The 15,964-nt window shown below is 41.8% G+C and carries 11 protein-coding genes, 3 rRNA genes and 1 riboswitch; of the genes, 1 reads left to right on the top strand and 13 read right to left on the bottom strand.

Annotated elements, in window-relative coordinates; translation table 11 throughout:
• Nucleotides 1-5: 5 nt before the first annotated feature.
• From purF to ACWV26_RS17660, 10 genes are all read right to left on the bottom strand, one after another.
• The gene (gene purF, locus ACWV26_RS17615) at nt 6-1,433 is read right to left on the bottom strand and encodes an amidophosphoribosyltransferase (protein ID WP_455895981.1); all 1,428 of its coding nucleotides are present in this window, start codon (nt 1,431-1,433) and stop codon (nt 6-8) included.
• The gene (gene purL, locus ACWV26_RS17620; RefSeq protein ID WP_455895982.1) at nt 1,409-3,643 is read right to left on the bottom strand and encodes a phosphoribosylformylglycinamidine synthase subunit PurL; all 2,235 of its coding nucleotides are present in this window, start codon (nt 3,641-3,643) and stop codon (nt 1,409-1,411) included. Before purL ends, purF begins: the two co-directional genes overlap by 25 nt.
• Complete coding sequence (purQ, locus tag ACWV26_RS17625; protein WP_455895983.1) at nt 3,627-4,313, bottom strand: phosphoribosylformylglycinamidine synthase subunit PurQ; 687 nt, start codon at nt 4,311-4,313, stop codon at nt 3,627-3,629. Before purQ ends, purL begins: the two co-directional genes overlap by 17 nt.
• 2 nt (nt 4,314-4,315) lie before the next feature.
• Complete coding sequence (gene purS, locus ACWV26_RS17630) at nt 4,316-4,564, bottom strand: phosphoribosylformylglycinamidine synthase subunit PurS (RefSeq protein ID WP_455895984.1); 249 nt, start codon at nt 4,562-4,564, stop codon at nt 4,316-4,318.
• Nucleotides 4,561-5,277 carry a phosphoribosylaminoimidazolesuccinocarboxamide synthase gene (gene purC, locus ACWV26_RS17635; protein ID WP_455895985.1) on the bottom strand — a complete coding sequence of 239 codons (717 nt, stop codon included), beginning with the start codon at nt 5,275-5,277 and terminating at the stop codon, nt 4,561-4,563. Before purC ends, purS begins: the two co-directional genes overlap by 4 nt.
• A 28-nt stretch (nt 5,278-5,305) precedes the next feature.
• Complete coding sequence (purB, locus tag ACWV26_RS17640; RefSeq protein WP_455895986.1) at nt 5,306-6,601, bottom strand: adenylosuccinate lyase; 1,296 nt, start codon at nt 6,599-6,601, stop codon at nt 5,306-5,308.
• Nucleotides 6,602-6,613: 12 nt separating this feature from the next.
• Nucleotides 6,614-7,738: a 5-(carboxyamino)imidazole ribonucleotide synthase gene (gene purK / locus ACWV26_RS17645; protein ID WP_455895987.1), complete on the bottom strand. Its 1,125-nt coding sequence runs from the start codon at nt 7,736-7,738 to the stop codon at nt 6,614-6,616.
• A complete protein-coding gene (purE, locus tag ACWV26_RS17650) occupies nt 7,735-8,223 on the bottom strand; it encodes a 5-(carboxyamino)imidazole ribonucleotide mutase (RefSeq protein ID WP_455895988.1) in 489 nt (162 codons plus the stop codon). Before purE ends, purK begins: the two co-directional genes overlap by 4 nt.
• 193 nt (nt 8,224-8,416) lie before the next feature.
• Nucleotides 8,417-8,515, bottom strand: a riboswitch (purine riboswitch).
• Nucleotides 8,516-8,607: 92 nt separating this feature from the next.
• Complete coding sequence (locus tag ACWV26_RS17655) at nt 8,608-8,796, bottom strand: NETI motif-containing protein (RefSeq protein WP_455895989.1); 189 nt, start codon at nt 8,794-8,796, stop codon at nt 8,608-8,610.
• 102 nt (nt 8,797-8,898) lie between these two features.
• On the bottom strand, nt 8,899-10,074 hold the full coding sequence (locus tag ACWV26_RS17660) for an NAD(P)-dependent malic enzyme (RefSeq protein WP_455898293.1): 1,176 nt from the start codon (nt 10,072-10,074) through the stop codon (nt 8,899-8,901).
• Between the two features lie 475 nt (nt 10,075-10,549).
• On the opposite strand from ACWV26_RS17660, the gene ACWV26_RS17665 reads away from it, so the two are divergent.
• Complete coding sequence (locus tag ACWV26_RS17665) at nt 10,550-10,774, top strand: hypothetical protein (protein ID WP_455895990.1); 225 nt, start codon at nt 10,550-10,552, stop codon at nt 10,772-10,774.
• A 144-nt stretch (nt 10,775-10,918) separates the two neighbouring features.
• Here ACWV26_RS17665 and rrf read toward each other — a convergent pair.
• The 3 genes from rrf to ACWV26_RS17680 all read right to left on the bottom strand — a co-directional run bounded on the left by rrf (nt 10,919) and on the right by ACWV26_RS17680 (nt 15,763).
• A 5S ribosomal RNA gene (rrf, locus tag ACWV26_RS17670) occupies nt 10,919-11,035 on the bottom strand.
• Nucleotides 11,036-11,103: 68 nt separating this feature from the next.
• A 23S ribosomal RNA gene (locus tag ACWV26_RS17675) occupies nt 11,104-14,033 on the bottom strand.
• Nucleotides 14,034-14,214: 181 nt separating this feature from the next.
• Nucleotides 14,215-15,763: ribosomal RNA gene (locus ACWV26_RS17680) — 16S ribosomal RNA — on the bottom strand.
• Together the 16S, 23S and 5S rRNA genes form the textbook arrangement of a ribosomal RNA operon.
• Nucleotides 15,764-15,964 lie beyond the last annotated feature (201 nt).

Genomic DNA, 15,964 nt, shown 5'->3' on the forward strand with positions numbered 1-15,964 from the left:
TCCTATTAATGGTGTACCAATTCTTTTTCATGTGGCAGAACGGTATCTGGGAATATTTCTGTTGGGTATTTACCAGTGAAGCATGCTAAACAGTGTCCACAGTTTGGACCTTCATCTGTTCTTCCAATAGCTTTAACCATACCTTCTACTGATAAATAAGTAAGTGAATCTGCGCCAATTGCTTCACGGATATCTTCTACACTGTGATTAGATGCTATCAATTCTTCTGATGTAGATGTGTCAATTCCGTAGTAGCAAGGATTTGTCATTGGAGGCGAACTGATCACCACATGCACCTCTGTAGCACCTGCTTCTTTTAGCATATTAACGATTCTGCGGGATGTCGTACCGCGTACAATCGAGTCATCCACCATTACTACTCTTTTACCTTGAACGACTTGGCGAACTGGTGATAGTTTCATCTTCACGCCTCGTTCACGCATTTCCTGTGTTGGTTGGATAAATGTTCTACCGACATAACGGTTTTTAATCAATCCTAATTCGTAAGGAATACCACTTTCTTCAGAGAAGCCGATTGCAGCTGAGATACTTGAGTCTGGTACACCTGTTACAACATCTGCCTCGATATGTGCAGCTTCTTTTGCGAGTTGGATGCCCAAACGTTTACGTGCTGAATGTATGTTAATGCCATCGATATCTGAATCTGGACGTGAGAAGTAGACATATTCCAGTGTGCAAATAGCACGCTCTGCAGGATATGCAAATTTCTCTGATTTCAAGCCTTCATCATTAATCGTAATGAGTTCACCTGGTTCTACAGATCGTACAAACTCTGCACCGATAATATCAAAAGCACAAGTTTCTGAAGCTACAACCCAAGCATCGTCTAGTTTCCCAAGAGATAATGGACGTAAACCATGTGGATCTAAAGCAACTAACATTTCATCTTCTGTCAAAATTAAAAATGCATAAGCACCTTTCAATAAAGTTAACGCATTTTTTGCACGATCATTTATAGAACCGAAACCACTGCGTTTTAAAAGATGAGCCAATACTTCTGTATCAGAAGTTGTTTGGAAGATGCTTCCTTGACGTTCTAAATGTCTTTTCAAATGGTTTGCATTAACCAAGTTCCCATTATGAGCAATGGAAAGACTTCCTGTCGAGGAGTGGAAAAGCAATGGTTGAACATTGTCAAGTGTACGACCGCCAGCAGTTGCATAGCGAACGTGTGCAATGGATGCTTTCCCTTTCAGCGTACTTAATTTGTCGCCGTTAAAGACTTCGTTGACTAATCCTTCTCCTCTTACCGCTTGAATCTTTTCACCATCCGTTACGGCAATACCTGCTCCTTCTTGACCTCGGTGTTGAAGTGCGTGTAATCCGTAATAAGCCATTTGTGCAGGGTTTTCATGACCCCAAATTCCAAAAACTCCACATTCCTCATTTAAGCCTCTGATTTCACCAAGCATGGTATAGCCCCTTTCCAAGCATCTTGGAATTCTGATACGGAACCCTCGATTAAAATTTCATTCTTTGCATTACGAATAATGAACTCAGGATTATCTAAAACAGTACCGATTTTTGTTGCATCTTGAACGATTGATTCGAAGCTTTGTGCATTTTCCCTTTTCACAGTAACTAGGAAACGTGATTGTGATTCACTAAATAATGCAGTTACATTTGATCCATCTACTGTTACATCTACACCGAATTCAGTACCAAAAGTTGTTTCTGCTAAAGCTACTGCAAGACCACCTTCAGCAAGATCATGTGCAGATACTACAAGACCTTGTTGAATAGCTTTCAATAACTCTTCTTGTCTAGCTGCTTCTACTGTTAGATCAATAGATGGAGCAAGTCCGAAAATCTTACCGTTATTTAGTAGTTTTTGAAGTTCAGAACCACCAAATTCTGTTTTCGTATCACCAATTAGATAAATCAAATCATCTGCTGCTTTTAGTTGTTGTGTTGTTGTATGTGCTAAATCTTCTACTAAACCTACCATACCGATTGTTGGAGTTGGATAAATTGCAACACCACTACGTTCATTGTAAAGTGAAACATTACCGCCGATGACAGGTGCATTTAATGCTAAGCATGCTTCAGAAATACCATCTGCTGATTTTTCAATTTGCCAGAAGACTTCTGGTTTTTCTGGATTCCCAAAGTTTAAGCAATCTGTTATTGCAAGTGGTCTACCGCCAGAACAAACAATATTACGTGCTGCTTCTGCTACAGCAATCTTGCCGCCCACTTCTGGATCTAAATAGATGTAGCGTGAGTTACAATCTGTTGTCATAGCAAGTCCTTTGTTTGTACCACGAACACGAACTACAGCCGCATCAGAACCAGGTGTTACAACAGTTGATGTACGTACTTGGTAATCGTATTGATCATAAACCCATTCTTTTGAGGCAATAGTAGCTTGTTTAAGAAGTGCTAACAGTGTCTCTTTGTAGTTTTCAACAGCGGGTTCTACGTTTTCAATCTGCTTAAATTCTGCAAAATATGTTGGTTCTTTAGAAGGTTTATGATAGACAGGTGCATCTTCTGCTAAAGCATCAGCAGGAACATTTGCTACAACTTCACCTTTATGGAGTAAGCGAAGCATTTTATCCTCTGTTACATGACCAACTGCTACGGCATCTAAGCCGTACTTTTCAAATAGGTCTACAATTTCTTGTTCATGGCCTTTTTTCACAACGATTAACATGCGCTCTTGTGATTCTGAAAGCATCATTTCATAAGGTGTCATATCTGTTTCACGTTGTGGGACTAAATCTAAGTCCATTTCAATACCAAACCCTGCTTTAGAAGCCATTTCCGCTGAGGATGAAGTAAGACCTGCAGCACCCATATCTTGAATACCAACAAGAGAGTCAAACTTTACAAGCTCAAGACAAGCTTCAAGCAACAATTTTTCCATAAATGGATCTCCAACTTGGACAGCTGGGCGCTTTTCTTCTGAAGATTCGCTTAATTCTTCGGAAGCAAATGTTGCTCCATGAATCCCATCTCTACCTGTTTTCGCACCAACATACATCACAGTATTGCCTACACCAGAAGCAATACCTTTTTGGATATCCTTATGGTCAATTAACCCAACACACATCGCATTGACAAGAGGATTTCCCTCATAACATGGATCGAATTGAATTTCACCACCAACTGTTGGAATACCAATACAGTTTCCGTAGCCTGCAATCCCTGCTACGACTTCTTCAAATAAATATTTCACACGTTCAGATGCATCTAGTTCACCGAAACGTAGAGAGTTTAACATTGCAATTGGGCGTGCACCCATTGAAAATACATCTCGAATAATACCGCCAACACCTGTAGCAGCACCTTGATAAGGTTCTATTGCTGAAGGATGATTGTGAGATTCCATCTTGAAAACAACCGCTTGCTCGTCACCAATGTCAACAATTCCAGCACCTTCACCAGGTCCTTGTAATACATGAGGCCCTTTTGTTGGAAATTTACGTAGCACTGGTTTAGAGTTTTTATAAGAACAATGTTCAGACCACATAACAGAGAAAAGTCCAGTCTCTGTCCAGTTTGGTGTGCGTCCTAGAATTTTTTCCACTAAAGCAAATTCTTCGTCTGACAAGCCCATCCCAGCGTATAACTTTTGTTCTTTAATTTGCTCATTTGTTGGTTCAAGCTTGGTTGACATATGATTCCCTCCACTGTTTGACAATTGATTTGAATAATTTAAGACCATCTGCTCCACCGATTATGTCATTCACTGCACGTTCTGGATGTGGCATCATACCAAGAACATTTCCTTTTTCGTTGATAATACCAGCGATATTTTCTAAACTACCGTTTGGATTGTCACCTTCATAAGTAAAGACGATTTGGTTATTGTCTTTTAATTGTTGTAGTGTTGTTTCATCACAATAGTAATTTCCTTCACCGTGTGCAATTGGAACTTTAATCACTTGGTCTTTTTCATATTGGTTTGTAAATAATGTGTTGTTGTTTTCAACTTTTAACTGAACAGTACGACACATAAATTTCAAATTCTTATTTCGTAACAGTGCTCCAGGGAGTAGTCCTGCCTCTGTTAAAATTTGAAAACCGTTGCAAACGCCTAGAACAGGCTTACCAGCTTCTGCTGCCTTTACCACTTCTGGCATCACATTCGTAAAACGAGTCATCGCGCCACAGCGAAGATAATCACCATAAGAGAATCCACCTGGAAGTAATATACCGTCATACTCGCTTAAATCTGTTGCATCATGCCATACGTATTCTACATCTTCACCGAGTTCGTCTTTGATTGCGTGATACATATCTAAGTCACAGTTCGAGCCCGGGAATACGAGTACTGCGAATTTCATCTCTAGTTAGCCTCCTCGATCTCATAACGATAATCTTCAATAACCGTATTCGCTAAAAGTTTTTCACTCATTTCTTTTACAATTCCATCAATATCACGTTCAGAAGGATCGATTTGTAATTCTAAATATTTACCAATACGAACATCTCTTACTTCGTCATAACCCATTTTGTGTAAAGAACCTTTCACAGCAGTACCTTGTGGGTCTAATACACTCTCACGTAGGGTTACGAAGACTTTTACTTTTTTCATTTTGATACTCCTCCTAAACGGGATAATATGATTTCGTACACTTCAGTTAAGTCACCAAGATCACGGCGGAATACATCCTTATCAAGATGTTGCTTTGTTTCTGCGTCCCATAAGCGACATGTATCAGGTGATATTTCATCTGCTAGTAGAACATTGCCATTTTCATCACGGCCAAATTCTAGTTTGAAATCTACTAATATCACACCAATTTCATTGAAAAATGGACGCAAGATTTCATTTACCTTTAAGCCATTGTCGTAAAGGGCTCTCACTTCTTCTTTAGAAGCGATGCCCATTACGTCAATATGTTCTTCCGAGATAAACGGGTCTCCAAGGTCATCATCTTTGTAATAAAATTCTACGATTGGACGTTTAAGAGGTGTTCCTTCTTCCATTCCTAATCGTTTCGCAAGGCTACCAGCAGTGATATTACGGATAACTAATTCAATTGGGATAATATCCACTTTTTTCACAAGTTGTTCGTTGTCTGAAATTTTTTCAACGAAGTGTGAATCAATACCAGCTGCTTTTAATTTGTCAAAGATCAATGATGTAATGCTGTTATTTAAAACACCTTTCCCTGCAATTTCTGCTTTCTTTTCACCGTTGAATGCTGTAGCGCTATCTTTGTATTCAACAAACAAAATTTGTTCATCTTCCGTTGTATACAATCTTTTTGCTTTTCCTTCATACAAAAGTTGACCTTTTTCCACTGTTTATTCCCCCGGTAGGTTTAGTTATTTAGTTTAAGCCTAGACGATCGAAAATCATATCCACATTCTTTAGGTGATAATGATAATCGAAGCAATCATCTAGTTCTTCTTTTGAAAGATAAGAAGTAATTTTTTCATCTGCGTCGACAAGTTCACGGAATTGAATTTGTTCATCCCATGCTTTTGCAGTTAGTGGTTGAACAGTATCATATGCTTCCTCACGTACAAGACCCTTGTCGATTAATGCTAGTAACACGCGTTGTGAGTAGATTAAACCAAAAGTGCGCCCCATATTGCGTTTCATATTCTCTGGGAAAACAGTTAGGTTTTTCACGATGTTACCAAAGCGATTTAACATGTAATTTAAGCCGATTGTTGTATCAGGTAAAATGATACGTTCTGCAGAAGAATGTGAAATATCACGTTCATGCCATAAAGAAACGTTTTCGTATGCAGTCAACATATGGCCACGGATGACACGTGCCATACCAACCATATTTTCTGAGCCGATTGGGTTACGTTTATGAGGCATTGCAGAAGACCCTTTTTGACCTTTTGCGAAGAATTCTTCTACTTCACGTGTTTCTGATTTTTGTAGTCCACGAATTTCCGTAGCGAATTTTTCAATGGATGTTGCAACTAATGCTAGTGTTGCAATATATTCAGCGTGGCGGTCACGTTGTAATGTTTGAGTTGAAATCGGTGCAGCTTGTAGACCTAATTTTTCGCAAACATATTGTTCTACAAATGGATCAATATTTGCGTAAGTTCCTACTGCACCAGAGATTTTCCCTGTTTCAATTGTTTTAGCTGCTGCTTCAAAGCGTTCTAGGTTACGCTTCATTTCTTCATACCATAGTGCAAGTTTTAAGCCAAAAGTAGTTGGTTCAGCGTGAACACCATGCGTACGGCCCATCATTACTGTGTATTTATGTTCTTTTGCTTTTTCGGCAATAATGTTGATGAAATTGTTAATATCTTTTCTTAGGATTTCATTTGCTTGTTTTAATTGGAAAGAAAGTGCTGTATCTACAACGTCTGTTGAAGTTAAGCCGTAATGTACCCATTTGCGTTCTTCTCCAAGTGATTCAGATACGGCGCGAGTAAATGCTACCACATCATGGCGAGTGTCCTTTTCAATTTCTAGAATGCGATCAATATCGAAAGTTGCATTTTCACGGATTTTCGCTACATCTTCTTTTGGAATTTCTCCAAGTTCAGACCAAGCTTCACATGCTAAAATCTCTACCTCTAACCATGCTTGATATCTGTTTTGTTCTGTCCAAATTGCGCCCATCTCAGGACGAGTATAACGTGCTATCATAATTGTCTCCTTCTATTCTGCCCAGATGGCAGAATCATTAATTTCTCTAATAGTATGATCAAGATCATCCGTCATAATTGTAACATGTCCCATCTTTCGATTCTTCTTTGCTTGTTGTTTTCCATAAAGGTGAATAGACCAATTTGGATATTTTGGTAATGCGTTTGTAACTGGTGCCACATGCTGCCCTAAAATATTGACCATAACAGAAGGGCTCCAAAGTTTTGGCTTGCGTAAAGGCCAGCCACAGATTGCTCGAATATGCTGAGCAAATTGTGATATATTACAAGCTTCAATTGAGTAATGGCCAGAATTATGAGGTCTTGGTGCTAACTCATTAATCAGAATTGTACCATCTTCTAATACGAACATTTCTACAGCTAATGTACCAATAAGTTGAAGATAATCTGCAATTTTCTCTGCTGCCTCGATTGCTAAGGAAGCTGTTTTATCCTCAATCCGAGCTGGCACGATTGTTTCATGAAGGATATGGTTGACATGTATGTTCTCACCAATTGGTAAGCAATATGTCTCGCCTTGCACATTACGTTGAACAATGACCGAAATTTCCATTGTAAATGGTACAAATGCTTCTGCTACACAAGATGAATGTTCAAATAAGGGTGCTGCAAGTTTTAATTCATCCATTGAACGAATCGTTTGCTGACCTTTCCCGTCATATCCTCCACGAGCTGTTTTTACGACACAAGGGTACCCTACTTTTTCAATATTTTGAACAAACTCATTAAAAGTTTGGCAAGCAATATAATTTGCTACTGGAGTGCCAGCTTCTTTGATTGTCGCTTTTTCTAGGATACGGTCTTGTGTAATTTTAATAATTTCAGCACCCTGTGGAACATAAGCAATTTGAGTTAATCGTTTAAGACCCTCATAATCTATATTTTCAAATTCGTATGTGATTACGTCACTGACTTCCGCCAATTCTTCAAGAGCTGCCTCGTCATTGTATGGCGCAACAATTCGAATATCTGCAACTTGACCACATGGAGAATCCATCGTTGGCTCTAACACAGCAATTTTAAATCCTGCTTCTCTTGCTGCAAGTGCCATCATGCGTCCAAGTTGACCACCCCCGATAATGCCAATGGTTTGGCCAGGGAAAATCGTCTTCATCACTGTAATTCACCTGTGCTTTCTAAGGCTTTCATCTTCATCTCTTGTCTTCTTACTTCTAATTTCTTCGTAATGGTCTCATCCGTTGTCGATAGAATTTGAGCCGCTAATAATCCTGCATTCGTTGCACCAGATTTTCCAATAGCTACAGTTGCTACTGGAACACCTCCAGGCATTTGCACAATTGAAAGCAATGAATCAAGTCCATTTAAAGCCCTTGATTGAACTGGAACACCGATTACCGGTAATGTTGTTTTAGCAGCTACCATACCAGGTAAATGCGCTGCACCACCAGCTCCGGCTATTATTACTTGTAAACCTCTGTTACGCGCTTCCTGTGCATATTCGAACATCAAATCAGGGGTGCGATGAGCAGAGACTACCTTTTTCTCATATGCAATTTCTAATTCATCTAAAATATCACAAGCATGCTTCATAGTTTCCCAATCACTTGAACTACCCATGATGACGCCAATTTTCGGATTCATGTATATGCTCCTCCTATAGAGTGAAACTTCAAACAGTGGGGATTTTCTTCACCCACTGATTTGACCGTCCTTTATCCGGACAAATAAAAAATCCTCAGATACCTCAATTCACACATAATACTATGCGCGAAAAGCGAATACCTAAGGATTTAAAATGACAGGGATCAATAAAAATATACTTTTCCTGTACTTTTCCAAAGTTGCTTTCCCGCATAGTCCAGCATTTACGGTGCTGGGTAGAGACACTAGAGCCAATCCTCTAGCATATATGGGGATTCGATGTTTTTCTTCATTTTATCAGTAGAAAGAATACAAGTCAACAACAAAATACGAACAATGTATAAATCAAAAAGTACATCGTTCGTATTTTAATGGAATTTTATTCTATTCTTCTATTAACATGCCTTTAAATTTGATGATTTGTCGAATTGGGACAGGTTCACCATTCACCATTTGAAAAAGAGGCTCTTCTTTTCTCCCAACCGGCATATACCCTTCTCTCTTCATTCTTTCCAAACATTCATCAATTGTTTCCGTTTCTTCTACTTCAAACCATACTTGTCTCTTTGCCAAAGTGTCACATCCTTACACGATTCTTTTTATATTATAACTGCTATGACACTTTCTATTGCAAAAAAATGCGCAGAACATAGAAGTCTGCGCATTTTTAACCAATTATAAAGTTTCTACAATTTTTTCTTCTTGCAGTCGTGCCACCCCTGTTGAAATTGCTGCATCTCTAACAGCCTCAGCAACAGTATCCGTTACTCTCCCGTCAAAGATTTCCGGTACGATGCGACCGTTTTCCAAGTCTTGTTCATTAATAATGGATGCAATGGCCGATACTGCCGCTAACTTCATCTCTTCATTAATATCTGAAGCTCGTACATCTAAAGCCCCTCTGAAAATACCAGGGAATGCAAGCATATTGTTAATTTGATTAGGATAATCAGATCTCCCTGTTGCAATAATACGGACTCCCCACTCTATTGCATTTTCATATGATATCTCAGGAGTTGGATTAGCTAGAGCGAAGACGATTGGATCATTGCTCATAGACTTAATCATTTTCTCAGTTAATAAATTCGCTACAGAGACACCGATAAAGATATCTGCACCTACTAAAGCATCTTCTAATGTACCTTGAAGGCCATCTACATTGCTAAATTCTGCAATTCGTTCCTTCATAGGATTCATCCCTACTTTACGATCCTTATAAATAGTTCCTTTCGTATCACAAACAACCATATGTTCAAAACCTAAATCACGTAGTAAGCGTAAAATAGAAATCCCTGCGGCACCGGCACCATTAATCACAATTCGAACATCTTTTATATCCTTCTTAACGATTTTCAAAGCATTTAATAATCCAGCCCCAACTACTATTGCAGTACCATGTTGATCATCATGGAATACTGGTATATTACATTCTTGACGGAGTCTTTCTTCGATGATGAAACAACGTGGTGCAGCAATATCCTCTAGATTAATCGCACCAAATGTTGGGCTGATTGCTTTTACTGTTTGAATAATTTCTTCAGGATCTTTTGTATCCAAGCAAATTGGAAAGGCATTTACATTAGCAAATCGTTTTAATAACAATGCTTTACCTTCCATTACTGGTAATGCAGCTTCAGGACCAATATCCCCTAGTCCAAGAACAGCTGTACCATCTGTCACTACACCTACTAAATTCCCCTTCATAGTATAGTCATAGACTTTATTTGGATCCTTCTCAATTTCAATACAAGGCTCAGCAACGCCTGGAGAATACGCTAAACTTAAATCCTCAATAGTTTCTACGGGCAACTTGATTTGAACGTCCAACTTTCCAACCAATTCTTTATGCATATCTAAAGCTCGTTCTTTTAAACTCTTCAACAATTACACATCCCCTTTTGATTATTTTCTCATTACATTCGACATATTCATTTTCTAGAAAAAAACGCATTTTTTTGCCTTATGTCTAATTTTATCTCGTAATTTACAAAAATCTATACGTTATAGAGTAATATACTAGTGTACTAGGAATAGTTTGTCAATACTATTTCATCATCTATTTTAATTTAACGCTTTAATCCGTTAAAGAAAGCGATTACATTATAAAATTAGGCACTATGTTGCCAAAATTACAGTTGAGTAAAATTTTATATAACTAAACTTGAGCAATATTTATATAGATTTTTCTCTAATATTTACAAGCTCAATTTGATTTTATTGAATTGTTTTTTGTGTTACTTTTAAAACAGCAGTCGACAAAAATTGTCTATTTTATAAGATATAAATCTAATTTTGTCCAATAGTGTTATTGAAAGGAGTAATTTGGATGAGCAATCACAATCTGTTTTATGATTATAAACAACAATATAAGAGAAACGGGAACGTCTTTGTTGCTATCAGAGATAAAGGGGAAAATGCCCTATTAGAAGTAGAGAAAAAGGGAGATCAGGTAGATATCATTACTAATTGGCGTAACGAAAAAACAACTAAGTTTTCACTACCATTAGAACTTCTTGAGAAATTGTATAACGATATTATTCAAAGTAAATAATGTGGGTTTCTTAAAATGAGTCCATTAAATGAATTTAGTAAGGGAATAGGGAATAGCATTTTTTTCATTAGTGTTAACCCCTAAACACTTTATTAAAGACAAATAAAAAAGGTACTACTGATAATTTCAGCAGTACCTTAGTGAGCCTAGCAACGTCCTACTCTCGCAGGGGGACAGCCCCCAACTACCATTGGCGCTAAAGAGCTTAACTTCTGTGTTCGGCATGGGAACAGGTGTGACCTCTTTGCCATCATTACTAGACTATTTATAAAGAAAGAATTGTTCTTTCAAAACTGGATAAACTTTCATTGAAGTTCTTAAAATAACGTTTGGTTAAGTCCTCGATCTATTAGTATTCGTCAGCTCCATGTGTCACCACACTTCCACCTCGAACCTATCTACCTTGTCGTCTTCAAGGGATCTTACTTACTTGCGTAATGGGAAATCTCATCTTGAGGGGGGCTTCATGCTTAGATGCTTTCAGCACTTATCCCGTCCACACATAGCTACCCAGCGATGCTCTTGGCAGAACAACTGGTACACCAGCGGTGTGTCCATCCCGGTCCTCTCGTACTAAGGACAGCTCCTCTCAAATTTCCTACGCCCACGACGGATAGGGACCGAACTGTCTCACGACGTTCTGAACCCAGCTCGCGTACCGCTTTAATGGGCGAACAGCCCAACCCTTGGGACCGACTACAGCCCCAGGATGCGATGAGCCGACATCGAGGTGCCAAACCTCCCCGTCGATGTGGACTCTTGGGGGAGATAAGCCTGTTATCCCCGGGGTAGCTTTTATCCGTTGAGCGATGGCCCTTCCATGCGGAACCACCGGATCACTAAGCCCGTCTTTCGACCCTGCTCGACTTGTAGGTCTCGCAGTCAAGCTCCCTTGTGCCTTTACACTCTGCGAATGATTTCCAACCATTCTGAGGGAACCTTTGGGCGCCTCCGTTACTCTTTAGGAGGCGACCGCCCCAGTCAAACTGTCCGCCTGACACTGTCTCCTACCCCGATATAGGGGTACGGGTTAGAATTTCAATACAGCTGGGGTAGTATCCCAAGGACGCCTCCACCGAAGCTGGCGCTCCGGTATCTCAGGCTCCTACCTATCCTGTACAAGCTGTACCAAAATTCAATATCAGGCTACAGTAAAGCTCCACGGGGTCTTTCCGTCCTGTCGCGGGTAACCTGCATCTTCACAGGTACTATAATTTCACCGAGTCTCTCGTTGAGACAGTGCCCAGATCGTTACGCCTTTCGTGCGGGTCGGAACTTACCCGACAAGGAATTTCGCTACCTTAGGACCGTTATAGTTACGGCCGCCGTTTACTGGGGCTTCGGTTCTCACCTTCGCTTACGCTAAGCAATCCCCTTAACCTTCCAGCACCGGGCAGGCGTCAGCCCCTATACGTCACCTTACGGTTTTGCAGAGACCTGTGTTTTTGCTAAACAGTCGCCTGGGCCTATTCACTGCGGCTCTCTCGGGCTTGCACCCTACTAGAGCACCCCTTCTCCCGAAGTTACGGGGTCATTTTGCCGAGTTCCTTAACGAGAGTTCTCTCGCTCACCTTAGGATTCTCTCCTCGACTACCTGTGTCGGTTTGCGGTACGGGCACCTCCTACCTCGCTAGAGGCTTTTCTTGACAGTGTGAAATCAGGAACTTCGCGGTAAACCGCTCGCCATCATAGCTCAACGTTATAGAGAGCGGATTTGCCTACTCTCACGCCTTACTATTTAGACGCACATAACCAACAGTGCGCTTACCCTATCCTACTGTGTCCCCCCATTACTCAAATGGTAGGGAGGTGGTACAGGAATATCAACCTGTTATCCATCGCCTACGCCTATCGGCCTCGGCTTAGGTCCCGACTAACCCTGAGAGGACGAGCCTTCCTCAGGAAACCTTAGTCATTCGGTGGATGGGATTCTCACCCATCTTTCGCTACTCATACCGGCATTCTCACTTCTAAGCGCTCCACCAGTCCTTCCGGTCTGACTTCACAGCACTTAGAACGCTCTCCTACCACAGACATCATAGATGTCTATCCACAGCTTCGGTGAATTGTTTAGCCCCGATACATTTTCGGCGCAGCGTCACTCGACCAGTGAGCTATTACGCACTCTTTAAATGGTGGCTGCTTCTGAGCCAACATCCTGGTTGTCTAAGCAACGTCACATCCTTTTCCACTTAACAATTACTTTGGGACCTTAGCTGGTGGTCTGGGCTGTTTCCCTTTTGACTACGGATCTTATCACTCGCAGTCTGACTCCCGTGCATAAATCATTGGCATTCGGAGTTTGTCTGAATTCGGTAATCCGGGATGGACCCCTAGTTCAAACAGTGCTCTACCTCCAAGATTCTCTATCACGAGGCTAGCCCTAAAGCTATTTCGGAGAGAACCAGCTATCTCCAAGTTCGATTGGAATTTCTCCGCTACCCACACCTCATCCCCGCACTTTTCAACGTGCGTGGGTTCGGGCCTCCAGTAAGTGTTACCTTACCTTCACCCTGGACATGGGTAGATCACCTGGTTTCGGGTCTACAACCACATACTCATTCGCCCTATTCAGACTCGCTTTCGCTACGGCTCCGTCTTTTCAACTTAACCTTGCATGTAATCGTAACTCGCCGGTTCATTCTACAAAAGGCACGCTATCACCCATTAACGGGCTCTAACTACTTGTAGGCACATGGTTTCAGGATCTCTTTCACTCCCCTCCCGGGGTGCTTTTCACCTTTCCCTCACGGTACTGGTTCACTATCGGTCACTAGAGAGTATTTAGCCTTAGGAGATGGTCCTCCCAGATTCCGACGGAATTTCACGTGTTCCGCCGTACTCAGGATCCACTCAGGAGAGAATGAACTTTTGACTACAGGACTGTTACCTTCTTCGGTAGGTCTTTCCAAACCGCTTCGTCTAATTCATTCCTTTGTAACTCCATATAGAGTGTCCTACAACCCCAAGAGGCAAGCCTCTTGGTTTGGGCTGTTCCCGTTTCGCTCGCCGCTACTAAGGGAATCGAAATTTCTTTCTCTTCCTTCAGGTACTTAGATGTTTCAGTTCCCTGAGTCTGCCATCATGACGCTATGTATTCACGTCAAGATACTATTCCATTACGAATAGTGGGTTTCCCCATTCGGAAATCTCCGGATCAAAGCTTACTTACAGCTCCCCGAAGCATATCGGTGTTAGTGCCGTCCTTCATCGGCTTCTAGTGCCAAGGCATCCGCCATGCGCCCTTAATAACTTAACCTATAAGTTATTAAGCCTAAAAAATTTAAAACTTAATATAAAAAAATGTGTTACTTAAGAATTTTTCAATGTCGTTTTATCCAGTTTTCAAAGAACAATGTTTTGAAAGCGATGAGCCTTCAAAACTGAACAGCAAGCGTTAATCTAGAGAACCACGTTCTCTATTCCGAAATATTCCTTAGAAAGGAGGTGATCCAGCCGCACCTTCCGATACGGCTACCTTGTTACGACTTCACCCCAATCATCTATCCCACCTTCGGCGGCTGGCCCCAAAAGGTTACCTCACCGACTTCGGGTGTTACAAACTCTCGTGGTGTGACGGGCGGTGTGTACAAGGCCCGGGAACGTATTCACCGCGGCATGCTGATCCGCGATTACTAGCGATTCCGGCTTCATGTAGGCGAGTTGCAGCCTACAATCCGAACTGAGAACGGTTTTATGAGATTAGCGTGCTCTCGCGAGTTAGCGACTCTTTGTACCGTCCATTGTAGCACGTGTGTAGCCCAGGTCATAAGGGGCATGATGATTTGACGTCATCCCCACCTTCCTCCGGTTTGTCACCGGCAGTCACCTTAGAGTGCCCAACTAAATGATGGCAACTAAGATTAAGGGTTGCGCTCGTTGCGGGACTTAACCCAACATCTCACGACACGAGCTGACGACAACCATGCACCACCTGTCACCAATGTCCCCGAAGGGAAAACTCTATCTCTAGAGCGGTCACTGGGATGTCAAGACCTGGTAAGGTTCTTCGCGTTGCTTCGAATTAAACCACATGCTCCACCGCTTGTGCGGGCCCCCGTCAATTCCTTTGAGTTTCAACCTTGCGGTCGTACTCCCCAGGCGGAGTGCTTAATGCGTTAGCTGCAGCACTAAGGGGCGGAAACCCCCTAACACTTAGCACTCATCGTTTACGGCATGGACTACCAGGGTATCTAATCCTGTTTGCTCCCCATGCTTTCGCGCCTCAGCGTCAGTTACAGACCAGAAAGTCGCCTTCGCCACTGGTGTTCCTCCAAATCTCTACGCATTTCACCGCTACACTTGGAATTCCACTTTCCTCTTCTGCACTCAAGTCTCCCAGTTTCCAATGACCCTCCACGGTTGAGCCGTGGGCTTTCACATCAGACTTAAGAAACCACCTGCGCGCGCTTTACGCCCAATAAATCCGGACAACGCTTGCCACCTACGTATTACCGCGGCTGCTGGCACGTAGTTAGCCGTGGCTTTCTAATAAGGTACCGTCAAGGTACGTTCATTTCCTAACGTACTTGTTCTTCCCTTACAACAGAGTTTTACGATCCGAAAACCTTCATCACTCACGCGGCGTTGCTCCATCAGACTTTCGTCCATTGTGGAAGATTCCCTACTGCTGCCTCCCGTAGGAGTTTGGGCCGTGTCTCAGTCCCAATGTGGCCGATCACCCTCTCAGGTCGGCTATGCATCGTCGCCTTGGTAGGCCGTTACCCCACCAACTAGCTAATGCACCGCGGGCCCATCCTGTAGTGACGCGAAAGCGCCTTTCAACATTTCACCATGAAGTGAAATGGATTATCCGGTATTAGCTCCGGTTTCCCGAAGTTATCCCAGTCTACAGGGCAGGTTGCCCACGTGTTACTCACCCGTCCGCCGCTAAATCTCAAGGAGCAAGCTCCTCGTCATTCGCTCGACTTGCATGTATTAGGCACGCCGCCAGCGTTCGTCCTGAGCCAGGATCAAACTCTCCATAAAAGTAAAGTTTGAAAGCTCATTAGCTTTGCTAGCGTATCATCAAAGATGATATCTATAGTTTGTCCTTGTCACTAACAGAAGTTAGTGAACAAAGTTTATTGATTAACGTCTTGCTTGTTCAGTTTTCAAGGTTCATATCTTGTCTTTATCTTAACGACTCATATATTCTATCACGTCTAATCCCCAAAGTCAAGAGCTTTT

The organism is Rummeliibacillus sp. JY-2-4R (assembly GCF_053847205.1).